General features: G+C 61.2%; 24 protein-coding genes. 22 read left to right on the plus strand and 2 right to left on the minus strand.

Annotated elements, in window-relative coordinates; translation table 11 throughout:
• Positions 1–4: 4 nt before the first annotated feature.
• The 22 genes from fliL to ACIQAL_RS28095 all read left to right on the plus strand — a co-directional run bounded on the left by fliL (position 5) and on the right by ACIQAL_RS28095 (position 20,785).
• Complete coding sequence (fliL, locus tag ACIQAL_RS27990) at positions 5–508, plus strand: flagellar basal body-associated protein FliL (protein WP_166598684.1); 504 nt, start codon at positions 5–7, stop codon at positions 506–508.
• Positions 509–517: 9 nt separating this feature from the next.
• Positions 518–1,486 (plus strand): flagellar motor switch protein FliM, encoded by a 969-nt coding sequence (fliM, locus tag ACIQAL_RS27995; RefSeq protein ID WP_166598683.1) that lies wholly within the window; start codon positions 518–520, stop codon positions 1,484–1,486.
• A 60-nt stretch (positions 1,487–1,546) separates the two neighbouring features.
• Positions 1,547–2,008: a flagellar motor switch protein FliN gene (gene fliN / locus ACIQAL_RS28000; RefSeq protein ID WP_341958959.1), complete on the plus strand. Its 462-nt coding sequence runs from the start codon at positions 1,547–1,549 to the stop codon at positions 2,006–2,008.
• Between the two features lie 72 nt (positions 2,009–2,080).
• On the plus strand, positions 2,081–2,605 hold the full coding sequence (gene fliO, locus ACIQAL_RS28005) for a flagellar biosynthetic protein FliO (protein ID WP_401151385.1): 525 nt from the start codon (positions 2,081–2,083) through the stop codon (positions 2,603–2,605).
• On the plus strand, positions 2,605–3,348 hold the full coding sequence (gene fliP / locus ACIQAL_RS28010) for a flagellar type III secretion system pore protein FliP (RefSeq protein WP_401151181.1): 744 nt from the start codon (positions 2,605–2,607) through the stop codon (positions 3,346–3,348). Before fliO ends, fliP begins: the two co-directional genes overlap by 1 nt.
• 25 nt (positions 3,349–3,373) lie before the next feature.
• Positions 3,374–3,643, plus strand: a complete 270-nt coding sequence (gene fliQ, locus ACIQAL_RS28015; protein ID WP_166598680.1) for a flagellar biosynthesis protein FliQ — start codon at positions 3,374–3,376, stop codon at positions 3,641–3,643.
• Positions 3,644–3,650: 7 nt separating this feature from the next.
• Positions 3,651–4,436 (plus strand): flagellar biosynthetic protein FliR, encoded by a 786-nt coding sequence (gene fliR, locus ACIQAL_RS28020; protein WP_166598679.1) that lies wholly within the window; start codon positions 3,651–3,653, stop codon positions 4,434–4,436.
• A gap of 1 nt (position 4,437) precedes the next feature.
• Positions 4,438–5,577 carry a flagellar biosynthesis protein FlhB gene (gene flhB / locus ACIQAL_RS28025; protein WP_166598678.1) on the plus strand — a complete coding sequence of 380 codons (1,140 nt, stop codon included), beginning with the start codon at positions 4,438–4,440 and terminating at the stop codon, positions 5,575–5,577.
• A gap of 293 nt (positions 5,578–5,870) precedes the next feature.
• A complete protein-coding gene (flhA, locus tag ACIQAL_RS28030) occupies positions 5,871–8,000 on the plus strand; it encodes a flagellar biosynthesis protein FlhA (RefSeq protein WP_166598677.1) in 2,130 nt (709 codons plus the stop codon).
• Between the two features lie 11 nt (positions 8,001–8,011).
• Entirely contained in the window at positions 8,012–9,367 is a 1,356-nt protein-coding gene (flhF, locus tag ACIQAL_RS28035; protein WP_166598676.1) for a flagellar biosynthesis protein FlhF, read from the plus strand.
• A 118-nt stretch (positions 9,368–9,485) separates the two neighbouring features.
• A complete protein-coding gene (gene fleN, locus ACIQAL_RS28040) occupies positions 9,486–10,319 on the plus strand; it encodes a flagellar synthesis regulator FleN (RefSeq protein WP_166598675.1) in 834 nt (277 codons plus the stop codon).
• On the plus strand, positions 10,316–11,056 hold the full coding sequence (gene fliA, locus ACIQAL_RS28045) for an RNA polymerase sigma factor FliA (RefSeq protein ID WP_081568863.1): 741 nt from the start codon (positions 10,316–10,318) through the stop codon (positions 11,054–11,056). The genes fleN and fliA overlap by 4 nt, the downstream gene beginning before the upstream one ends.
• Before the next feature lie 272 nt (positions 11,057–11,328).
• Positions 11,329–11,703, plus strand: a complete 375-nt coding sequence (locus ACIQAL_RS28050) for a chemotaxis response regulator CheY (protein ID WP_175500148.1) — start codon at positions 11,329–11,331, stop codon at positions 11,701–11,703.
• A gap of 19 nt (positions 11,704–11,722) precedes the next feature.
• Positions 11,723–12,511: a protein phosphatase CheZ gene (locus ACIQAL_RS28055; RefSeq protein ID WP_166598674.1), complete on the plus strand. Its 789-nt coding sequence runs from the start codon at positions 11,723–11,725 to the stop codon at positions 12,509–12,511.
• A 129-nt stretch (positions 12,512–12,640) separates the two neighbouring features.
• Positions 12,641–14,971, plus strand: coding sequence for a chemotaxis protein CheA (locus ACIQAL_RS28060; RefSeq protein ID WP_401151188.1), 2,331 nt, complete (start codon positions 12,641–12,643; stop codon positions 14,969–14,971).
• A 196-nt stretch (positions 14,972–15,167) separates the two neighbouring features.
• On the plus strand, positions 15,168–16,316 hold the full coding sequence (locus tag ACIQAL_RS28065; protein ID WP_341958953.1) for a chemotaxis response regulator protein-glutamate methylesterase: 1,149 nt from the start codon (positions 15,168–15,170) through the stop codon (positions 16,314–16,316).
• The gene (locus tag ACIQAL_RS28070; RefSeq protein WP_341958952.1) at positions 16,316–17,056 is read left to right on the plus strand and encodes a flagellar motor protein; all 741 of its coding nucleotides are present in this window, start codon (positions 16,316–16,318) and stop codon (positions 17,054–17,056) included. The genes ACIQAL_RS28065 and ACIQAL_RS28070 overlap by 1 nt, the downstream gene beginning before the upstream one ends.
• Before the next feature lie 7 nt (positions 17,057–17,063).
• A complete protein-coding gene (motD, locus tag ACIQAL_RS28075) occupies positions 17,064–17,948 on the plus strand; it encodes a flagellar motor protein MotD (protein WP_166598670.1) in 885 nt (294 codons plus the stop codon).
• A gap of 45 nt (positions 17,949–17,993) precedes the next feature.
• Positions 17,994–18,782, plus strand: a complete 789-nt coding sequence (locus ACIQAL_RS28080; RefSeq protein ID WP_401151193.1) for a ParA family protein — start codon at positions 17,994–17,996, stop codon at positions 18,780–18,782.
• A gap of 114 nt (positions 18,783–18,896) precedes the next feature.
• Positions 18,897–19,826 (plus strand): CheW domain-containing protein, encoded by a 930-nt coding sequence (locus tag ACIQAL_RS28085; protein WP_401151195.1) that lies wholly within the window; start codon positions 18,897–18,899, stop codon positions 19,824–19,826.
• A gap of 83 nt (positions 19,827–19,909) precedes the next feature.
• Positions 19,910–20,389 (plus strand): chemotaxis protein CheW, encoded by a 480-nt coding sequence (locus tag ACIQAL_RS28090; RefSeq protein ID WP_062385949.1) that lies wholly within the window; start codon positions 19,910–19,912, stop codon positions 20,387–20,389.
• The gene (locus ACIQAL_RS28095) at positions 20,390–20,785 is read left to right on the plus strand and encodes a DUF2802 domain-containing protein (RefSeq protein WP_401151198.1); all 396 of its coding nucleotides are present in this window, start codon (positions 20,390–20,392) and stop codon (positions 20,783–20,785) included.
• Positions 20,786–21,440: 655 nt separating this feature from the next.
• Here ACIQAL_RS28095 and ACIQAL_RS28100 read toward each other — a convergent pair.
• Positions 21,441–21,761, minus strand: coding sequence for an EscU/YscU/HrcU family type III secretion system export apparatus switch protein (locus ACIQAL_RS28100; RefSeq protein WP_401151201.1), 321 nt, complete (start codon positions 21,759–21,761; stop codon positions 21,441–21,443).
• On the minus strand, positions 21,761–23,395 hold the full coding sequence (locus ACIQAL_RS28105; RefSeq protein WP_401151204.1) for a flagellar hook-length control protein FliK: 1,635 nt from the start codon (positions 23,393–23,395) through the stop codon (positions 21,761–21,763). The genes ACIQAL_RS28100 and ACIQAL_RS28105 overlap by 1 nt, the downstream gene beginning before the upstream one ends.
• Positions 23,396–23,415: the final 20 nt, after the last annotated feature.

Consider the following 23,415-nt stretch of genomic DNA (forward strand, 5'->3'; position numbering starts at 1 on the left):
TGGCATGGCGAAGAGCGACGACGCAGTTAAAGACCCTGCGAAGAAAGGCAAGTTGAAGGTCATCATTCTGGTGGTGGTGGGCTTGTTGCTGGCCATTGGTCTGTCGGTCGGCGCGACCTGGTTCATCATGCACAAGGCCGAAAGCAAGCCTGATCCAGCGGCTGTCGCCGAGGCCGCCAACGCCAAGAAAGAGGCGATCTTTGAACCGCTGACGCCGCCTTTTGTCGTCAACTACAACGTCAACGGCCGTCAGCGCTACATGCAGGTCAGCATTACCCTCCTGGCCCGTGATCACGCGGACCTGGAAGCGCTGAAGGTGCACATGCCGGTCATCCGCAATAACCTGGTGATGATGTTCTCCGGCCAGCCGTTCGACACCATCGCGACCCCTGTCGGCATGGAAATGCTGCGTCAGAAGGCTGCCGCGGTGGTGCAGGAAGTCGGACAGAAAGAGCTGAACAAAAGCGTCATCGAACAGGTTCTTTTCACTAACTACGTACTGCAGTAGGACCACGACATGGCCGTGCAAGACCTGCTGTCCCAGGATGAAATCGACGCGCTGTTGCACGGTGTGGACGATGGTCTGGTGCAGACCGAAAGCGTTATCGAACCGGGCAGCGTCAAGAGTTATGACCTGACCAGCCAGGACCGCATCGTCCGCGGACGCATGCCGACCCTGGAAATGATCAACGAGCGTTTCGCCCGTTACACCCGTATCAGCATGTTCAACCTGCTGCGCCGTTCTGCGGACGTGGCGGTGGGTGGCGTGCAGGTGATGAAGTTCGGCGAATACGTGCACTCGCTGTACGTGCCGACCAGTCTGAATCTGGTCAAGATCAAGCCGTTGCGCGGCACCGCGCTGTTCATTCTGGACGCCAAGCTGGTGTTCAAGCTGGTGGACAACTTCTTCGGCGGCGACGGTCGTCACGCCAAGATCGAAGGCCGGGAATTCACCCCGACCGAGCTGCGTGTGGTGCGGATCGTGCTGGATCAGGCGTTCATCGACCTGAAAGAAGCCTGGCAGGCGATCATGGAAGTCAACTTCGAGTACATCAACTCGGAAGTGAACCCGGCCATGGCCAACATCGTCGGCCCAAGTGAAGCCATTGTGGTCTCGACGTTCCATATCGAACTCGACGGCGGTGGCGGCGACCTGCACGTGACCATGCCGTACTCGATGATCGAGCCCGTGCGTGAAATGCTCGACGCCGGTTTCCAGTCCGACCTGGACGATCAGGACGAACGCTGGGTCAACGCGCTCAAGCAGGACGTGATGGACGTGTCGGTGCCGTTGAGCGCCACGGTGGCCCGTCGGCAGCTCAAACTGCGGGACATCCTGCACATGCAACCGGGTGACGTGATTCCGGTAGAGCTGAACGATCATCTGGTGATGCGCGCCAACGGCGTACCGTCGTTCAAGGTCAAGCTGGGTTCGCACAAGGGCAATCTGGCCCTGCAAGTGGTCGAGCCGGTCGAACGCCGCTGACGCTTTGCCGTCAGCTTCAAAATGTGCTGTGTAAACGAATAATGCTTGTCGAGGATCACCATGGCTGATGAAAACGAAATGAACTCCACAGACGACCAGGCACTGGCCGACGAGTGGGCTGCGGCCCTGGGTGAAGCGGGCGAGGGCGGTCAGGCTGACATCGACGCGCTGTTGGCGGCCGACGCCGGTAATTCGACCAATCGTCTGGCGATGGAAGAGTTCGGCAGCATGCCGAAGAACAACGGCCCGGTGTCGCTGGACGGTCCGAACCTGGATGTGATTCTCGACATTCCCGTGTCCATTTCCATGGAAGTGGGCAGCACCGACATCAACATCCGCAACCTGCTGCAACTGAACCAGGGTTCGGTGATCGAGCTGGATCGTCTGGCGGGTGAGCCGCTGGACGTGCTGGTCAACGGCACGTTGATCGCCCACGGTGAGGTGGTGGTGGTGAACGAGAAGTTCGGCATCCGCCTGACCGACGTGATCAGCCCGAGCGAACGCATCAAGAAGCTGCGTTAAGTGGGCGGTTTCTGGGTGAAGGGGCTCAAGGCCCTGTCGGGGCTGGCGCTGCTGGCCACGTCCTGGCTCGTCATGGCCGCCGATCCGGCGGCACCGGTCGCGCACGCCAGCCCGGCTGTTGCCCCCGCTGCGGCTACCGTGGCCTCAACGGTTGCGCCAGCGGCCGCTCCGCAAGTGTCCAGCGCGCTGGGCAGTGGTGTCGCCGGGCAATTGACCCAACTGGTGTTGGGCCTGTTGCTGGTGGTCGGCCTGATCTTCGTGCTGGCCTGGCTGATGCGTCGCGTGCAGCGTGCAGGCCCTGCCGGTAATCAGGTGATCGAGCTGGTCGGTTCCCGCGCGCTGGGGCCTCGTGACCGGCTGGTGCTGGTGCAGATCGGCAACGAGCAAGTATTGCTCGGTGTCTCCCCCGGCAGTATCACGGCGCTGCATGTGATGAATGAGCCTGTGGTCGTGCCGGACACGCAAAACACGACACCTGAATTCGCCAGGCGCCTGATGGAAGCCTTGGGCAATAAGGGCATGGGTGCCTCCCGAGGCGACAAAGGCCGCGTGGGCAATGACGGCCTTGGCAATCCGGGTCAGAAGGACAAGAACTGATGCGTATCGTTTTGACGCTGCTGTTGTTGCTGGCAGCCCCGATGGCCTTCGCTGCCGACCCGTTGTCGATTCCGGCGATCACGCTGGGCACCGGCGCCAACGGCCAGCAGGAATACTCGGTCAGCCTGCAAATCCTGCTGATCATGACGGCGCTGAGTTTTATTCCGGCGTTCGTCATGCTGATGACCAGCTTTACCCGGATCATCATCGTGTTCTCGATCGTGCGTCAGGCGCTGGGCTTGCAGCAGACACCGTCGAACCAGATCCTCACAGGCATGGCCTTGTTTTTGACCCTGTTCATCATGGCCCCGGTGTTCGACCGCGTGAACAGCGACGCCTTGCAGCCGTATCTGGCCGAGAAGATCACGGCCCAGGACGCGGTCGCCAAGGCTGAGGTGCCCATCAAGAACTTCATGCTCGCGCAGACCCGTTCCAGCGACATGGAGCTGTTCATGCGCCTGTCCAAGCGCACCGACATCCCGACCCCAGACGCTGCGCCGCTGACGATCATCGTTCCGGCGTTCGTGACGTCGGAGCTGAAAACCGCGTTTCAGATCGGCTTCATGATCTTCATTCCGTTCCTGATCATCGACCTGGTGATCGCCAGCGTGCTGATGGCCATGGGGATGATGATGCTGTCTCCGCTGATCATTTCCCTGCCGTTCAAAATCATGCTGTTCGTGCTGGTGGATGGCTGGGCGTTGATCATTGGCACGCTGGCTGGCAGTTTTGGTGGCGTATGACCTTGTTTGATACGGAGTGCCTGGCATGACCCCGGAAGTCGCCCTCGATATTTTTCGCGAAGCCCTCTGGTTGATCGTCACCATGGTGGCGATTCTCGTTGTCCCGAGCCTGGTGGTGGGGCTGCTGGTGTCGATGTTTCAGGCCGCCACGCAGATCAACGAACAGACCCTGAGCTTCTTGCCGCGTCTGCTGGTGATGCTGGTCACCCTGATCGTGATCGGGCCGTGGATGGTGCGCACCTTCATGGAATACATCATTTCGCTGTACACCAGCATTCCTCAAGTCATCGGCTGACCGGCGCATGGAGCCTGTACTGGCGCTGACCGACACGCAGATCAGCAGCTGGGTGGCGGCGTTCGTGCTGCCGCTGTTCCGGATCGTGACCGTGCTGATGACCATGCCGATCATCGGCACGACCCTGGTGCCCCGACGCATTCGCCTGTATTTCGGGTTGGCCATCACGGTGGTCATCGCCCCCAGCCTTCCGCCCATGCCCGAAGTTCACGCCCTGGACCTCAGTGCGCTGTTGCTGGTCGCTCAGCAGATCATCATCGGCGCGGCATTTGGGTTGTCGTTACAGTTGTTTTTTCAGGCGTTCGTGATCGCCGGGCAAATCGTGGCGACTCAGATGGGCATGAGCTTCGCGTCGATGATCGACCCCATCAACGGGGTGTCGAGCGCGATCATCGGGCAATTTTTCACCATGCTCCTCACGCTGCTGTTTCTCGCCACCAATGGCCATCTGGTGGTCTTCGAGGTGCTGGTTGAAAGCTTCACGACGTTGCCGGTGGGGCAGGGGCTGATGCCGTCGGACTTCTGGGCATTGGTGGTGCGGCTGGGCTGGGTTTTCGGTGCTGCGCTGGTGCTGGTGCTGCCCGCGATCACGGCGCTGCTGGTGCTCAACGTCGCCATGGGTGTCATGACCCGCGCCGCGCCGCAGTTGAACATCTTCACCATCGGTTTTCCGTTGACGCTGGTGCTGGGCATGGGGATTCTGTGGGTCTCACTCGGCGACATCCTCAATCAGTACCAGCCGCTGGCGGTCGAAGCCTTGCAGGTACTCAGGGACATGGTCAAGGCGCACTGACATGGCAGAAAGCGAAAGCGGTCAGGACAAGACAGAAGACCCCACGGACAAGCGCAGACGTGATGCCAGGGAGAAGGGCGAGATTGCCCGCTCCAAAGACCTGAACACGGTCATCGTGATGGTCGTCGGCGCGGCGGGCCTGCTGGCGTTCGGCGGGTCCATGGCCGAGATGATGATGCACTTGATGCGCGACAACTTCACCATCACCCGCGAGGCGTTGATGGATGAGCGCAGCATGGGCCTGATGTTGATGGTGTCCGGCAAGGCAGCCCTGGCATCGGTAACACCGCTGTTGGTGTCGTTGATGATCGCCTCGCTGATCGGCCCGATTTCGCTGGGCGGCTGGTTGTTCGCGCCGGATTCGCTATCACCCAAATTCAGCCGTCTGAACCCGCTGGCCGGTTTGAAGCGCATGGTGTCGCCCCAGGCGCTGATCGAATTGCTCAAATCGTTCGGTAAGTTCTTGATCGTCCTGACGGTGGCGGTGGTGGTGCTGTCCAAGGACAAAAAAGACCTGCTTGCCATTGCTCACGAACCCATGGAGATGGCGGTCGTGCACAGCCTGCAATTGGTGGGCTGGAGCACGCTGTGGATGGCGATGGGGCTGTTGATCATCGCGGCGATCGATGTTCCGGTGCAGTTGTATCAGGCGCGTCAGAAGCTGTTGATGACCAAGCAGGAAGTGCGCGACGAGCACAAGGACAATGAGGGGCGGCCTGAGGTCAAGGGTCGTATTCGTCAGTTGCAGCGCGAGATGTCGCAGCGTCGGATGATGGCGGCGGTGCCCGAGGCGGATGTCATCATCACCAACCCGACTCACTATGCCGTGGCCTTGAAGTACGACGCGGACAAGGGCGGGGCGCCGGTGCTGTTGGCCAAGGGCACGGATTTCATGGCGTTGAAAATCCGCGAGATCGCGGCGCAGCATCAGATTCTGCTGTTGGAATCGCCAGGACTGGCGCGTTCGATTTATTACAGCACGGAACTGGAACAGGAGATTCCGGCGGGGCTGTACCTGGCCGTGGCGCAGGTGCTGGCGTACGTGTACCAGATCCGCCAGTTCCAGGCGGGACGCGGCAAGCGGCCTGATCCGTTGAATGACAACTTGCCGATTCCGCCGGATTTGAGACGGGATTCGTAAGGCTCTCGATTGCTACACGGATGCCCTTCGGGCCTTATCGCGAGCAAGCTCACTCCTACATTGGCTTAAACGTGCCCGTGCCTGATGGACCGAGTCGTTAGCGTCTCAAACCGCACAAACCAGCTCTGCACCGATCCCTGGCCACTCCCAAAAAAATGCCAACGTCTCCACATTTCTACATGATGGCACTCTGACATTTTTCACCCATTCCACAAGTTGGACAGGTTTTTGCAATAACCCTGTTACAACGCCTCTGGCGTCAAAGTTTTGATCAACGCGCAGGTACGGAATCGGTGGATCGCTCACAGTTAATCTCTAACGCTCGCGTTGGCCTGGCCGGTCTGGGTCGTGGTCAGTTGGGCGTGCCGTTCTTGCTGCTGGTCATGTTGGCAATGATGATGTTGCCCATGCCGCCGTTCCTGCTGGACGTGTTTTTCACGTTCAACATTGCGCTCTCCATCGTCGTACTGCTGGTCTGCGTCTACGCGCTGCGTCCGCTCGACTTCTCGGTATTCCCCACCATCCTGCTTGTCGCCACCTTGCTCCGGCTGGCGCTCAACGTCGCGTCCACCCGTGTGGTCATGCTTCACGGGCAGGACGGTCATGCCGCCGCCGGTAAGGTGATCCAGGCGTTCGGTGAAGTGGTGATCGGCGGTAACTACGTCGTCGGTATCGTGGTGTTCGCGATCCTCATGATCATCAACTTCGTGGTCGTGACCAAAGGTGCCGGTCGTATCTCCGAGGTGAGCGCGCGCTTCACCCTCGACGCGATGCCCGGTAAACAGATGGCCATCGACGCCGACCTCAACGCCGGTCTGATCGATCAGCCCGAAGCCAAGCGCCGTCGTCTGGAAGTCGCCCAGGAGGCTGAGTTCTACGGTTCCATGGACGGTGCCAGTAAATTCGTTCGCGGTGACGCCATCGCCGGTCTGTTGATTCTGTTCATCAACCTCATCGGCGGCATGCTGGTGGGCATCATCCAGCACAGCATGAGCTTTGCTGACGCGGGCAAGGTCTACGCGCTGTTGACCATCGGTGACGGTTTGGTGGCGCAATTGCCGTCCCTGCTGCTGTCCACCGCCGCTGCGATCATGGTGACCCGTGCTTCCGGTTCGGAAGAAATGGGCAAGCTGGTCAAGCGCCAGATGTTCGCTTCTCACCAGGCACTGGCCGTATCAGCCGGCATCATGATCGTCATGGGTCTGGTGCCCGGCATGCCGCACTTCTCGTTCATCAGCCTCGGGCTGGCGGCGGCGGGTGGCGCTTACCTGCTGTGGAAGAAACAGAACATGGTCAAGCTGGCCGCGATTCAGGAAGTCAAACGCCAGCAGGACTTGCTGCCTGCGCCGAATCGCGCCCAAGAGTCAAAAGAGCTGGGCTGGGACGACGTGACGCCGATCGACATGATCGGCCTGGAAGTGGGCTATCGCCTGATTCCGCTGGTGGACCGCAACCAGGGTGGTCAATTGCTGGCGCGGATCAAGGGCGTGCGCAAGAAGCTGTCGCAGGAGCTGGGCTTCCTGATGCCGACCGTTCACATTCGCGACAACCTCGACCTGGCGCCGAGTGCCTACCGCCTGACGCTGATGGGCGTGACCCTCGCCGAGGCCGAGATTTACCCGGACCGCGAGTTGGCGATCAACCCCGGTCAGGTGTTTGGCAGCCTCAACGGCATCACTGCCAAAGACCCGGCGTTCGGGCTTGAAGCGGTCTGGATCGAGATTTCCCAGCGTGCCCAGGCGCAGTCTCTCGGCTACACCGTAGTCGACGCCAGCACCGTAGTGGCAACCCACTTGAACCAGATTCTCTACAAACACTCTCATGAGCTGATCGGGCACGAGGAAGTTCAGCAACTGATGACGTTGCTGGCTAAAAGCTCGCCCAAGTTGGCTGAAGAGTTGGTACCCGGCGTGCTGTCGTTGTCGGCGCTGCTCAAGGTATTGCAAGCGCTGCTGGCGGAACAGGTCCCGGTACGCGATATTCGCAGCATTGCCGAGGCCATCGCCAACAACGCTGCGCGGAGTCAAGATACCGCCGCATTGGTGGCGGCCGTACGGGTCGGATTGTCCCGCGCCATCGTGCAAAGCATTGTCGGCATTGAGCCGGAGCTGCCTGTTATCACGCTTGAGCCAAGGTTGGAACAGATATTGCTCAATAGTCTGCAGAAGGCAGGACAGGGTCAGGAAGAAGGCGTTCTCCTCGAACCGAGCATGGCTGAGAAACTTCAGCGCTCGTTGATCGAAGCGGCGCAGCGTCAGGAGATGCAGGGTCAGCCGGTTATTTTGTTGGTCGCAGGTCCGGTTCGCGCCATGTTGTCCCGCTTTGGACGCCTGGCAGTCCCGAACATGCATGTTTTGGCGTATCAGGAAATTCCTGACAATAAGCAAGTCACCATCGTAGCGACTGTCGGGCCGAACGGCTGAGGTAGTGAGTCATGCAAGTTAAGCGTTTTTTCGCCGCCGATATGCGACAAGCCATGAAACTGGTTCGCGATGAGCTGGGCGCTGAAGCCGCCATCATCGGGAATCGGCGGATCGCGGGCGGTGTGGAACTGACTGCCGCACTGGACTACAAATTGTCTGCGCTGGCCCCACGCGTGCCGAACATCGAGCTGGAAGACGAACTGCGCAAGACCCAGTCGCGCATCGTGACCGCTCAGGCCGAGCTGACCCATCGCAGCGAGCTGGACACCGTCGCCAATCGCCAGCTGTTCACCGGCGTGGCCATGGACGACAGCAAACAGATCGAACCGACGCTGGACGAACCGTTTCGCCCGTCGATCCACGCGGCCATTGCGGCTGATCGTGCTGAGCGCGCCGAGCGTCAATCGGCCGAGCCGGGCATCAGCCAGCGTGCGTACGACTCGATGCGCTCTGAATTGAACGGCCTGCGTGAACTGCTGGAAGTCCAGCTGGGTTCGCTGGCCTGGAACCAACTGCAAGGCAGCCGCCCGCAGCAGGCTAACCTGTGGCGCCGTCTGCAACGCGTCGGTCTGTCAGGGCCTCTGTCTCGTGACCTGCTGGCGATGGTGCCGGACACCGACGATCAGCCCCACGCCTGGCGCATGTTGCTGGCGCACCTGGCGCGCATGATCGTCACCCCTGATGTCGAGCCGCTGGAAGAGGGCGGTGTGATTGCGATGGTCGGCCCGGCAGGCATGGGCAAGACCACGACGCTGGCCAAGCTGGCGGCGCGTTACGTGTTGAAGTACGGCGCACAAAACATCGCGCTGGTGAGCATGGACAGCTTCCGCATCGGGGCGCAGGAACAGCTCAAGACGCTGGGCCGCATCCTGAATGTGCCGGTGACCCACGTTGACCCCGGTCAATCGCTGGCTCAGGCGCTGGAGCCGTTGCTGCGCAAGCGTGTGGTGTTGATTGACACCGCCGGCTTGCAAGCCAGTGATCCGGCCTTGCGCCTGCAACTGGAGAGTCTGGCCGGTCGCGGGATCAAGGCGCGTAATTACCTGGTGCTCGCCACCACCAGCCAGAAGCAGGTGCTGACGGCGGCGTACCACAGTTACAAGCGTTGCGGTTTGGCCGGGTGCATCCTGACCAAACTCGACGAAACCGCCAGCCTCGGCGAAGTGCTGAGCCTGGCGGTGACACATGAATTGCCCGTGGCCTATCTCACCGATGGCCCGCGCATTCCGGATGATCTGCATCTGCCACGTCGGCACCAGCTGGTCAGCAGGGCTGTCAGCGTCCAGATGCAGGAGGAGCCTAGCGAGGAAGCGATGGCGGATATGTTTGCGGATCTTTATCACAGCCCCGGCAAGCGCGCGGGCTAGGTAAGGAAAATGACAGTGGAATATACCTGCATCGATGGTCTGCCAAGCATTGTTCACACAGTGAACGTGCAGCCCGAAATGTGGCTTTGGTCTAAGCAAGACAAGGTAAAAAATTAACATGGGCAGCATGCATCCCGTACAGGTTATCGCGGTGACCGGTGGCAAAGGTGGCGTCGGCAAGACCAACGTGTCAGTGAACCTCTCGCTGGCCCTGGCTGAGCTGGGACGTCGCGTCATGTTGCTGGACGCCGATCTGGGTCTCGCCAACGTTGACGTATTGTTGGGACTGACGCCTAAACGCACCTTGGCGGACGTCATCGAAGGACGCTGCGAGCTGCGCGATGTTCTGTTGCAGGGCCCGGGCGGTGTGCGCATCGTGCCTGCGGCGTCGGGCACCCAGACCATGGTTCACCTGAGCCCTGCGCAACACGCGGGCCTGATTCAGGCGTTCAGCGACATCGGCGACAACCTGGACGTGCTGGTGATCGACACCGCTGCCGGGATTGGCGAATCGGTGGTCAGCTTCGTGCGCGCCGCGCAGGAAGTGCTGTTGGTGGTCTGCGATGAACCGACCTCGATTACCGACGCCTACGCGCTGATCAAACTGCTGAACCGCGACTACGGCATGAACCGTTTCCGCGTGCTGGCCAACATGGCGCAGAGCCCGCAGGAAGGCCGCAACTTGTTCGCCAAGCTGACCAAGGTCACCGACCGCTTCCTCGACGTGGCCCTGCAATACGTCGGCGCCGTGCCGTACGACGAATGCGTGCGCAAGGCCGTGCAGAAACAGCGTGCGGTGTACGAGGCGTTTCCACGTTCCAAATGCGCGCTGGCGTTCAAGGCCATCGCGCAGAAGGTCGATACCTGGCCATTGCCGGCGAACCCGCGAGGCCACCTTGAATTTTTCGTTGAGCGCCTGGTTCATCAGACCAGTGCAGGGCCTGTGTCATGACTGCAAGTGGCTATCGCATGTACAGCAAATCGTCCAAAGATTCCCAGTATGAGCTGATCGAGCGCTATGCCCCTTTGGTCAAGCGCATCGCCTACCACTTGCTGGCGCGTCTGCCGGCCAGCGTGCAGGTCGAGGATCTGATCCAGGCCGGCATGATCGGCCTGCTCGAAGTCTCGACCAAATACGACTCCACCAAGGGTGCGAGTTTCGAGACCTACGCCGGTATTCGTATTCGCGGCGCGATGCTCGATGAAGTGCGCAAGGGGGACTGGGCGCCACGCTCGGTCCACCGCAATACGCGCATGGTCAGTGACGCGATTCGTGCAATTGAAGCGAAAACAGGTCGCGACGCTAAAGATCATGAAGTTGCGGCCGAACTTCAATTGAGTCTCGACGATTACTACGGGATTCTGAACGATACCTTGGGCAGCCGCTTGTTCAGCTTCGACGACCTGTTGCAGGACGGCGAGCATGAAGGGTTGCACGAGGACGGCGCGAGCCAGTCGCTCGAACCGTCGCGGGATCTGGAAGATGAACGTTTCCAGAGCGCGCTGGCGGACGCTATCGCCAACCTGCCCGAGCGTGAGCGCCTGGTGCTGGCGTTGTACTACGACGAAGAGCTGAACCTCAAAGAGATCGGGGAGGTCTTGGGGGTCAGCGAATCCCGTGTCAGCCAGCTGCATAGCCAGTGCGCCGCACGTCTGCGGGGCCGGTTGGGAGAATGGCGCGCGCGTTGACGCATTGACGCGGGCCCGTCTTTTCACAAAGATGCCTGCGTTTTGGGTGGTAAGGCCGGCTGTGCAAGGCGTTGTGTGGGAAGCAAAAGGGACAAGGCAGGAGCCGCTGGGATCAGGTCTTCGGACTTTTTCCGTGGCGCTCATCACAAGTTTCTTCGAAAGGCCCCCTCGTTTTCGTATGACCGGTGGAGCGATGTTGCCGGTATTGATTGAACGCGCGTCCAGGCACTGGGCGCGTTAAAGACTGCTTGGAGGTCGAATTGGACAAGAACATGAAAATCCTCATCGTTGATGACTTTTCAACGATGCGGCGGATCATAAAAAACCTGTTGCGTGACCTTGGGTTCACCAACACGGCCGAAGCAGATGACGGTACCACCGCATTGCCGATGCTGCAGAGCGGTGCTTTTGACTTTCTGGTGACCGACTGGAACATGCCTGGCATGTCCGGCATCGACCTGCTGCGTCAGGTGCGTGCCGACGAACGTCTGCGTCACCTGCCTGTGTTGATGGTGACCGCCGAAGCCAAGCGCGAGCAGATCATCGAAGCCGCTCAGGCGGGCGTGAACGGTTACGTGGTCAAGCCTTTCACGGCTCAGGTGCTCAAAGAAAAGATCGAGAAGATATTCGAGCGCGTCAATTCCTGATGTCGGCTGTGAGGGCGCTATGGATTCCAAAGATTCGACAATGGGTGACTTCGAGTCGACCCTGAAGAAACACGCACAAGAACTGGTCGCCAGCCTCGAAAAAGGCAAGTTCGGCGACGCCGTGCAACTTATCCATGAGCTTAATCAGACCCGGGACCGCGGCCTGTATCAGGAAGTGGGCAAGCTGACGCGCGAGCTGCACAGTGCAATCGTCAATTTCCAGATTGACCCGCACATGCCGCAAGCCGAGGAAGTGTCGCAGATCACGGATGCCACCGAGCGTCTGTCGTACGTTGTCCGCCTCACTGAAGGCGCGGCCAACCGCACGATGGACCTGGTGGAGCAGAGCACACCGCTGATGAACGGCCTGAGCGCCGACGCCAAGGCGTTGAGCGTCGATTGGGGCCGCTTCATGCGCCGCGAAATCGGTGCTGAAGAGTTTCGTGATCTGGCCCGCCGCGTCGAAGGTTTTCTGACCCGCAGCGAGAAGGAGACCCACGAGGTCGCCAGTCACCTGAACGACATTCTGCTGGCTCAGGATTATCAGGACCTGACCGGCCAAGTGATCAAGCGTGTGACCACGCTGGTGACCGAAGTCGAGAGCAATTTGCTCAAGTTGGTGCTGATGGCCAGTCAGGTCGATCGCTTCGCCGGGATCGAACACGACCAGGAAGAGTTCCGTAAGCAAAAAGAACAGGAAAAACTTCATTCCAAGGGTGAAGGTCCGCAGATTCATGCCGATAAACGTGAAGACGTCGTATCCGGTCAGGATGATGTAGACGATCTGCTATCCAGCCTCGGCTTCTGAAATCCAGAGTCAGGGTTCTATGTGAAAGTGGCTGTGGGCTTGCGCGCCAATGTCTCGACGAAGGCAATGCGCGCAGGCCATCGACGCAGCTCCTGGATCGGTTGACGGTTAATTTTAGGAGCACCCCCAATGAGCTTCGGCGCCGATGAAGAGATCCTTCAGGATTTTCTGGTAGAGGCCGGCGAGATTCTGGAGCAGTTGTCCGAGCAGTTGGTCGAGCTGGAAAGCCGACCGGACGATGCGGACCTGCTCAATGCAATTTTTCGCGGTTTTCACACTGTAAAAGGGGGCGCAGGCTTCCTCCAGCTCAACGAGCTGGTCGAATGCTGCCACATCGCCGAAAACGTGTTCGACATCCTGCGCAAAGGTGAGCGCCGGGTCGACGCGGAACTCATGGATGTCGTGCTCGAAGCACTGGACACCGTCAACAGCATGTTCGGCCAGGTCCGTGAGCGTTCGGACGTCACCCCGGCCACGCCTGAGCTGCTCGCCGCGCTGTCGCGTCTGGCTGAGCCTGCGTCTGCCGACGAAATCGCCGCTGCCCCTGCGCCGGTGGTTGAAGAGGTGGCCGAAGCGCCTTCCGACGACATCACCGATCAGGAATTCGAACAGTTGCTGGACTCGCTGAATGCCGTGAAGGCTGAAGCGGCGAGCGCAGCCGTGTCTGCGCCACCGGCACCTGCACCCGCTGCGCCTGCAACGGAAGCCGCCAGCGACGATATTACCGACGCCGAGTTTGAATCCCTCTTGGATCAACTGCATGGCAAAGGCCAGTTCGCGGTCGATGCCGTAGCGCCTGCTGCTGCACCGGCTGCGTCTTCTGCGCCGGCTGCCGCGCCTGCCGGCGATGAAATCACCGACGACGAATTCGAAGCGTTGCTTGATCAACTGCACGGCAAGGGCTCGTTTTCCGCCGACACAGCGACGGCCGTTGCCCCCGCTCCGGTAGCGGCCGCGCCTGCCGCTGCCGAGTCCGGCGCTCCGGCCTCGGATGAAATCACCGATCACGAATTCGAAGCGCTGCTCGACCAACTGCATGGCAAGGGCACCTTCTCGGCGGACGTTGCCGCGAGCGCGCCCGTTGCCACGGCACCCGTGAAAAAAGCCGAACCGGCCAAGGCCGAGGCCCCCAAAGCCGAGCCAGCCAAACCAGCGGCCGCGCCTGCTCCGGCTGCGGCACCTGCTGCTGCAAAAGCGGCCGCTGCGCCTGCACCTGCAGCGGCGGCACCGACAACGCCAGCACCGGCCCGGCCACCTGCACCGGCAGCCGCCGACAAGGCGCCGACCGAAGCGGAAACCACCGTGCGCGTCGACACCGCGCGGCTGGACGAAATCATGAACATGGTCGGCGAGTTGGTGCTGGTGCGTAACCGTCTGGTGCGCCTGGGCCTCAATAGCGGCGACGAAGCCATGTCCAAGGCCGTGTCCAACCTGGACGTGGTCACCGCTGACCTGCAAACCGCCGTCATGAAGACCCGGATGCAGCCGATCAAGAAAGTCTTCGGTCGCTTCCCGCGACTGGTTCGCGATCTGGCCCGTCAGCTCAAGAAAGAAATCAACCTTGAACTGGTGGGTGAAGAAACCGACCTGGACAAGAACCTGGTCGAGGCCCTGGCCGACCCGCTGGTCCACTTGGTGCGCAACGCGGTTGACCACGGCATCGAATCGCCGGAAGAGCGCGAAGCATCGGGCAAGGCCCGTGGCGGTCGCGTGGTGCTCTCGGCGGAACAGGAAGGCGACCACATCCTGCTGTCAATTTCCGATGACGGCAAAGGCATGGACCCGGCGGTGCTGCGCGCCATCGCGGTCAAGCGTGGGGTGATGGACAAGGATGCGGCGGATCGTCTGAGCGACACCGACTGCTACAACCTGATCTTCGCGCCGGGCTTCTCGACCAAGACCGAGATTTCCGACGTGTCGGGCCGTGGCGTGGGCATGGACGTGGTGAAAACCAAGATCGCCCAGCTCAACGGCACCATCAATATCTACTCAACCAAGGGCCAGGGCTCGAAGATCGTCATCAAGGTCCCGTTGACCCTGGCGATCATGCCGACCCTGATGGTGATGCTGGGCAACCAGGCGTTCGCGTTCCCGCTGGTCAACGTCAACGAAATCTTCCACCTGGACCTCTCGACCACCAACGTCGTCGACGGTCAGGAAGTGGTGATCGTGCGTGACAAGGCGCTGCCGCTGTTCTACCTCAAGCGCTGGCTGGTCAGCTCGGCTGCGCACGAGGAACAACGCGAAGGTCACGTGGTGATCCTTTCCGTCGGCACCCAACGCATCGGCTTCGTGGTCGATCAACTGGTGGGTCAGGAAGAAGTCGTGATCAAACCGCTGGGCAAGATGTTGCAAGGCACGCCAGGCATGTCGGGCGCCACCATCACCGGTGACGGCCGCATCGCGCTGATTCTCGATGTGCCGAGCATGCTCAAGCGGTACGCCGCGCGGCGTATTTGATGCCCGGTATGCAGTGAACCTCGTGTGGGCGAATTCATTCGCGAAAATCGGTCAGGCGACACCTCTGTAGGGTCTGTCCCGCCGCTTCGCGAATACATTCGCTCCCACAGGTTCGTTATCCATCCATGAAAGACGGGTGGATCAGAGGTTGATGAAACGGGATGGCCCCTGAGGGGGCAGGCCCTACGGAGTGTTTATGGCAGTCAAGGTTCTGGTGGTAGACGATTCCGGTTTTTTCCGCCGGCGCGTCTCGGAAATTCTTTCCTCTGACACAACGATTCAAGTGGTCGGCACCGCCACCAACGGCAAGGAAGCGATCGAGCAGGCCCTGGCCCTGAAGCCCGATGTGATCACCATGGACTACGAAATGCCGATGATGGATGGCATTACTGCCGTCCGTCACATCATGCAGCGTTGCCCGACACCGGTGTTGATGTTCTCCTCGCTGACCCACGAAGGCGCCCGGGTGACCCTGGATGCGCTGGATGCCGGTGCGGTCGATTACCTGCCCAAGAATTTCGAAGACATCTCGCGCAACCCCGAGAAGGTCAAACAAATGCTGTGCGAAAAGGTGCATACCATTTCCCGCAGCAACCGTCGTTTTAGCGGTTACAGCAGTGCGCCCGTTGCGCCATCGCCTGCCCCTACTGCGCCAGCGCCGTCCACCGGTTCGCTGCGCAGTCCGGCCCCGACGCCCGGTGCGACGACCCGACCTGCGCCAGCCCCCGCACCGACCCGTGCGCCTGCGGCTCATGCGCCGACGTCGCCCGCGCCCAAGCGCAAGGCCTACAAACTGGTTGCCATCGGTACATCGACGGGCGGGCCTGTGGCGCTGCAACGTGTGCTGACGCAATTGCCCGCGAACTTTCCGGCCCCCATCGTGCTGATCCAGCACATGCCCGCCGCCTTCACCAAAGCCTTCGCCGAACGGCTGGACAAGCTGTGCCGCATCAGCGTCAAGGAAGCCGAGGACGGCGACATCCTGCGTCCGGGACTGGCGCTGCTGGCCCCTGGCGGCAAGCAGATGATGGTCGATGGCCGTGGCGCGGTGAAAATCCTGCCGGGCGACGAGCGTCTGAATTACAAACCGTGCGTAGACATCACCTTCGGTTCGGCGGCCAAATCCTACGGCGACAAAGTGCTGGCGGTGGTGCTCACCGGCATGGGCGCCGATGGCCGTGAAGGCGCGCGTCTGCTCAAGCAGGGCGGGAGCCACATCTGGGCCCAGGACGAAGCCAGCTGCGTGATTTACGGCATGCCGATGGCCATCGTCAAAGCCGATCTCGCCGACGCGGTCTACAGCCTGGATGACATCGGGCGTCACCTGGTCGAGGCGTGTCTCTGATGGATGTCTTGACGCTCATAGGGATCATTCTGGCGTTCGTCGCGATCATTGGCGGCAACTTCCTCGAAGGCGGTCATCTCGGCGCCTTGCTCAATGGCCCGGCGGCGCTGATCGTCCTCGGCGGCACGCTGGCAGCGTGCCTGTTGCAGACACCGATGAGCGCCTTCAAACGGGCGATTCAGATCTTCATCTGGATTCTGTTTCCGCCACGCATCGACCTTGCCGGGGGCATCGACCGCGTCGTGTCCTGGAGCCTGACCGCACGCAAGGAAGGCCTGCTGGGCCTGGAAACCGTGGCCGACACCGAGCCGGATGCCTATTCACGCAAGGGCCTGCAATTGCTGGTGGACGGGGTCGAACCCGAAGCCATCCGCAGCATTCTGGAAGTGGACTTTCTGACCCAGGAAAGCCGCGACATTCAGGCCGCCAAAGTCTTTGAAAGCATGGGCGGCTACGCGCCGACCGTGGGCATCATTGGTGCGGTCATGGGCCTGATCCATGTGATGGGCAACCTGGCCGATCCGAACCAGTTGGGCAGCGGCATTGCCGTGGCCTTCGTCGCGACCATTTATGGTGTGGCGTCGGCCAACCTGATTCTTTTGCCGGTGGCGAACAAGCTCAAGGCCGTGGCGATTCGTCAGTCCCGTTACCGCGAAATGCTGCTTGAAGGCCTGCTGTCGATTGCCGAAGGCGAGAACCCGCGCTCGATTGAATTGAAGCTGCAAGGCTTCATGGAGTGATGGACTGATGGCCCGTCGACGTCGCCACCACGAAGAGCACGAAAACCACGAACGCTGGCTGGTGTCCTACGCGGACTTCATCACCTTGCTGTTCGCGTTTTTCGTGGTCATGTACTCGATCTCGTCGCTGAACGAGGGCAAGTACAAAGTGCTGTCCGAGGCACTGGTCGGGGTGTTCAACGAAGCCGAGCGCAGCGTCAAGCCGATCCCCATTGGCGAGCAGAAACCCCAGACCGTGCGCCCGGCCGACCCGCTGGTGCAAGACAGCGAGCAGACCGACGCGGCGCTGGGGCAGGGCGCCCAGGACCCGCTCAAGTCGATTGCCGATGACGTCAACGCGGCGTTTGGTGATTTGATCGCCTCCAATCAGATGACCGTGCGCGGCAACGAGCTGTGGATCGAGATCGAACTCAATTCCAGCCTGCTGTTCGGCAGTGGCGACGCCTTGCCCAGCAATCAGGCCTTCGACCTGATCGACAAAGTGGCCAAAATCATCAAGCCGTTTGACAACCCGATCCACGTTGAAGGCTTCACCGACAACCAGCCCATCAACTCGTCGCAGTACCCGAGCAATTGGGAGCTGTCGTCGGCGCGGGCGTCGAGCATCGTCCGCATGCTGGCCATGGACGGGATCAACCCGGTGCGTATGGCCTCGGTGGGTTACGGCGAATTCCAGCCGCTGACCTCCAACGCCACCGCCGACGGACGTGCCCGCAACCGCCGTGTGGTGCTGGTGATCTCGCGCAATCTGGACGTACGTCGCAGCCTGACCGGCTCCGGCACCGCCGCCAATGCGAAACCCGATGCGGCGCTGCGGCGTGCTGGCACACAAACTGCACCGGCACCCGCCAAGCCGCCGCAAGGCGTCAAATCTTCGTCACCTGCCCCTTGAATCGGTCTCGGTCATGGTTGTGATGGCTGGGGGGAACGCGAACACATGAGAGTCTGGGCAGTAGCCAATCAGAAAGGCGGGGTCGGGAAGACCACCACCTCCATCGCTTTAGCCGGATTGCTGGCTGAGGCGGGCAAGCGCGTGGTCGTCGTCGACCTGGACCCTCATGGCTCGATGACCAGCTATTTCGGCCACGACCCTGATGCGCTGGAACACAGCAGCTTCGACCTGTTCTTGCACAAGGGCGCGGTGCCGGAAGGCCTGCCAGGCCAACTGCTGCTGCCCACCAGCGACAAACGCATTTCCCTGCTGCCGTCGAGCACTGCGCTCGCCACCCTTGAGCGCCAATCGCCGGGGCAGAGCGGCCTGGGTCTGGTGATCGCCAAGAGCCTCGCGCAGCTGTGGCAGGATTTCGATTACGCGATCATCGACAGCCCGCCGTTGCTGGGCGTGTTGATGGTCAATGCGCTGGCCGCGAGTCAGCAATTGGCAATCCCGGTGCAGACCGAGTTTCTGGCGGTCAAGGGCCTGGAGCGCATGGTCAACACGCTGGCGATGATCAACCGCTCGCGCAAAGTGCCGCTGCCGTACACCATCGTTCCGACCCTGTTCGACCGTCGCACCCAAGCGTCGATGGGCACCCTCAAACTGCTGCGCGACAGCTACCCGGAACACGTCTGGAAAGCCTACATTCCTGTGGATACCCGTTTGCGCGATGCCAGCCGGGCCGGGGTGACGCCCTCGCAGTTCGACAACAAGAGCCGGGGCGTGCTGGCGTACTGCACGTTGCTCAAACACATGCTCACCGAGCAGCTTGTCGGGCAGGTGGCCTGAAGTGTCCGCTGATCGTTTATTCACACGCCTTGCGCCTGCGCGCTCAAGTCGGCCTGCAGTGCAGCCGATAAAAAAGACAGGCGGTAATCGCATCACTTATTTTCGGGCTCCTGTATGAACCGCCCTCTGGACATCGCATCCCGGCCACAGCTGGCGCTGCAAAACTACCTCGATGCGTTGTTGCAGGACGCCACCGAAGAGCTGGACGTCGGCGACGGCATCGATGAATTTCAAGCGGCCGTGCTCGAAGAGCAGGCCCACGACGCGCGCATGCGTTCGGCGGTCGCTGAAGCGGTCGCGGCGGCGGTGCCTGTGCGTCCTGCGACGCCGATCAGCCAGCCTGCGCCGCATGCCCAGCCTGCGGCGCGTCCGGTTGCCGAGCCGATCGCCGCCCGGGTGATGGAGCGTCCGGTGATATTGCCGCCGGTCATCGCACCGCCGATGGTCGTGCCGGTGGTCGAGCCGGTTATTTCCGAGCCCACTGTCGAACCGACGGTGGCCGTGGTCGAGCCGGTTGCCGAAGTGCATCTGCCATCGCAGCGCACACCGACACCTCCGCCGACCGCCGATGACCGTCCGGACTGGGCTGCCGAGCCGTTCGAATGCCTGCTGTTCGACGTCGCGGGCCTGACGCTGGCGGTGCCGCTGGTGTGCCTGGGGTCGATCTATCCCTTGGCCGGGCATGACCTGACACCGTTGTTCGGCCAGCCGGACTGGTTTCTCGGCATCCTGCCTAGCCAGGCGGGCAACCTGAAAGTGCTGGATACGGCGCGCTGGATCATGCCGGACCGCTACCGCGACGATTTCCGCCAGGGTTTGCAGTACGTGATTTCGGTTCAAGGGTACGAATGGGGATTGGCGGTGCATCAGGTCAGCCGTTCGCTGCGCCTGGAGCCTGACGAAATCAAATGGCGCACCCATCGGGGTCAACGTCCGTGGCTGGCCGGGACGGTGATCGAGCACATGTGCGCGCTGCTGGACGTGTCCGAACTGGCCGAGCTGATCGCCAGCGGCGCGGTCAAGCAGATGCAGACACGCAAATAGCTGTATTTAAAAGCATCTTCCAATAAACACAGGGCGGCGCGAGTGCGTCGCCTGAAGAGCACAACACGCAAGGGGTTAGGGGTATGAAGAAGTCGTCAGCACAGGGTTCCGAAGATCCGATCCTGCAATGGGTCACCTTCCGCCTGGACAACGAAACGTATGGCATCAACGTGATGCAGGTTCAGGAAGTGCTGCGCTACACCGAGATTGCGCCAGTGCCGGGTGCGCCGAGCTACGTGCTGGGCATCATCAACCTGCGCGGTAACGTCGTAACCGTGATCGACACCCGCCAGCGCTTTGGTCTGCCGCCGGTTGAAGTCAGCGACAACACGCGTATCGTGATCATCGAGGCCGACAAGCAAGTGGTCGGGATTCTGGTCGATAGCGTGGCGGAAGTGGTGTACCTGCGTCAGTCGGAAGTCGAAACCGCGCCGAACGTGGGCAACGACGAATCTGCCAAGTTCATCCAGGGTGTTTGCAACAAAAACGGCGAGCTGCTGATCCTCGTGGAGCTGGACAAGATGATGTCCGAGGAAGAGTGGTCCGAGCTGGAGAACATCTGATTGATTCTTGAGGTTGCGGTCATTTTTCTGGCGGTGTTGTGGGTCGCGTCCGTTGCGATGTTCATGGCCCACACCAAACGCCTGCGCACGCTGGCCACGCAGCAGCTCGAAGCTGACTCGCTGCGGGACCAGCGTATCCGTGAATTGGCCCGCCGTCTGGAGAATTACCAGAGTGGTACGGTGAAGATGGGCGAGGATTTGCAGGATTTGCGTTCGATGGTCTCGCCGTTGCCGGACAAGGTGACGGCGCTGGAGCAGCGCGATCCTTCGACGCTGTCTTTCGCTCAGGCGGCGCGCCTGGTGAGTATGGGGGCAAGTGTGGATGAGCTGACTCAGTCCTGCGGGTTGACTCAGGCTGAGGCGCAGTTGATGAGTAAGTTGCACGGGAATGGGTGATTTTTGCCGGTTTAGGGTGTTGCTGCTAGTCGGGTGAATATCCATTTCTTCGGTAACGGCTGATTACGGTTCCGCCCTTACGGCGGGTCACTTTTTCCAAGAGCCGAAAAAGTAACCAAAAAGGCCCTGCTCCTGGCTTGGCCCTCGTTCCTCGGGTTCCCTCACTCCGGCGACGCTCCGTGGGCCCGCGCCGAACGGACATCCATGTCCTTGCGGCGCTCTCGCGGCATCCATGCCGCTCGACCCACTCCGCGCCGCCTGCGCTCGGCCTGCACCCAAGTCGCGTTCTGCGGTGTCTGGACTGGCGTGTGTGAAGAGCAACAGCGACTCGGGCTGGAGCTAACGCTCTTCGCATGCGCGCAAACTCTTCTGCCGAGCCTCAATCAACCTGTGGGAGCGAATTCATTCTGGGCGGCACTCCGACGAATGGTCGGTACAGCCGACACATCTCCATCGACTGTACTTCTTTCGCGAATAAATTCGCTCCCACAGTAGATCCCGGGCGTGCACACACTCCTTGTCATGCCCCAATCCCCCTGTAGGAGCGAATTCATTCGCGAGAGGCCGGTACAGCCAACACATCTCCATCGCCAGATCCGTTTTTCGCGAATAAATTCGCTCCTACAGTAGATCCCGGGCGTGCACACAGCCTCGATCAACGCGGTGTGATATCCCGCTCCACCGGCTGCGGATCGGGGTCGAACCCTTCCGGAAATTTCCCTTTCAATCGCCAGGCAAACGCAATGATTTCGGCAATCGTCAGGTAAAGCTCCTGAGGAATGCTGTCGCCCAGTTCCATTCGGGCGAGCATTTTGACCAGTTCGGCGTTTTCGTAGATCGGGACTTTGTATTCCCGGGCGATGGCGAGGATGGCTTCGGCGAGGGCGTCGTCGCCTTTGGCGGTGAGGGTCGGGGCCTGGTGGCCGTCGTAGCTCAGGGCGATGGCCTGACGGGGAGCTTGGTCGGGCGTGTTCATCAGGCGTTCTCGTCGATCCAGCGTTGTTCGAGCACGGTGCGGCTGCCTTGGGCGGGAACGCCCCGGTTGCACGCCAGTTCTTTCACGTTCAGGCCACAGGCCACCAGCCTTGCGCGCAGGCTGTCGAGTTCGCCGGAGATCAGTTCCGCCGCGCCTTCGCGCTCGGCCCACATCTGGCTGGAGAGGCTGCCCGCCACCAGTTGCGCCTGAACCTGCAATGGCCCGAGCGGTTCCAGATCAAACGCCAGGTCCACCCGCCACAGTTTCTCTTTTGCCTTGACCTCTTGCGTGGCGGTCTCGGGAGTCTCCTCGCGATCAGGCGTGTCCTCGCGTTGAACCTTGACCTGCAACGGCACGATGTCGTGAGCATTGCGCATGGGGATTTCCAGCTGCCAGGTGGTCACTTGCGTGCCGTCGGCGTTCATCCGTGTCTGTTCGAGGCCGCCCAGTTGGTGGCTTTGCAGGCGGGAAATCGCACCGGCCGCAAGCTTGAGCAGCGTTTCCAGGTCGTCGTTGTTCTCCGCGTTGGCCAGCGTGCGCGACGGTAATGGGAAGTTGGTCGGCACCTTCGGAGCAGCGACCAGCCCCAGCGTACCCAAGGCATTGCGGATCACGTTGGGCATGAGGCGGGCGAGGGTGTTGGCGGCGGCTGCGTCGTTGTAACTGACATTGCCCGGCAGCCCCGGCAGGATTTGCGCGATGACCCTCAGCAGGTTGGCCTTCATGTCCGGGACCAGCGTCGGGTCCTGCCCGGCCAGCAAGCGCGACTCCATGAACAGCCCGCTGGCGCTCAGCGCCTGAGCGACCCCTTTGACGGTGGTCATCTGTGGCAGGTCGGGCAGGTCGTCGAGCAACTGAGTGATGCTGGCGCGCAGCTGCGGCGACAGATCGTCGGCCGCGCTGGCGTCTGAAGTCGGTGGCGGCAGATTCTGCAACGCGGTGAGCAGGCTTTGCAGCGAGCCTTGACGGCTTTGTTGGGTCGACAGTTGCTGCGCCAGCGCCAGTTCGTCGAGCCGGTTGGGCATGGCGATGAAATTCAGCGCCTGACTGTTTTGCACCTGAGCGCTGAGCAGGCTGCCCACGCGCAAGGGTTGCGGGCTGTCGAGGGTCAGGCTGGTGCCCGCGAGTGCGGTGTTGAGCAGCATCACGATGGAGCGGTACGTGGCGGGTTGAGTCACCGCGCTGCCAGTGGATTGCCCCGTCAGTTGCGCCACGTTATCGGCCATCACCTGCGTGGTCAGTACCTTGCCTTGTAGCAGGGTGCCGGGGGGCAGTTGGCGCGTGTCGAGGCTGGTCAGGCTGTTGGTGATGGCTTTCTGCAGGTCTTGCACGCTGATGGTCAGCGTGTCCGCCGAACCTTGCGCGACGTTCACTGTGGTGCCCGGCGTCAACGGCAGGCTGCTACTGACGGGGAGGGTAGTCTGGCGGCCGTTGTCCATGGTCAGTTTGAGCAGCAACTGGAAATCCTGTCCCAGCTGTTTGAGGCTGACCACCTCGGCATTGGCCACCTGACCGGAATTGAGCAGGCCTTCTCGCGGCTCCATGAGCTTGAGCACTTCGCCCGGTGGCACGCCAGCGCGCAGTAGAGCGGTCGCGGCGGCGACGGGGGATAGATTGGGTATATCGCCTGTCATTGAATTCCAACTCGGTAAAT

The organism is Pseudomonas sp. NPDC088368, assembly GCF_044753445.1.
Classification (GTDB): domain Bacteria; phylum Pseudomonadota; class Gammaproteobacteria; order Pseudomonadales; family Pseudomonadaceae; genus Aquipseudomonas; species Aquipseudomonas bambusae.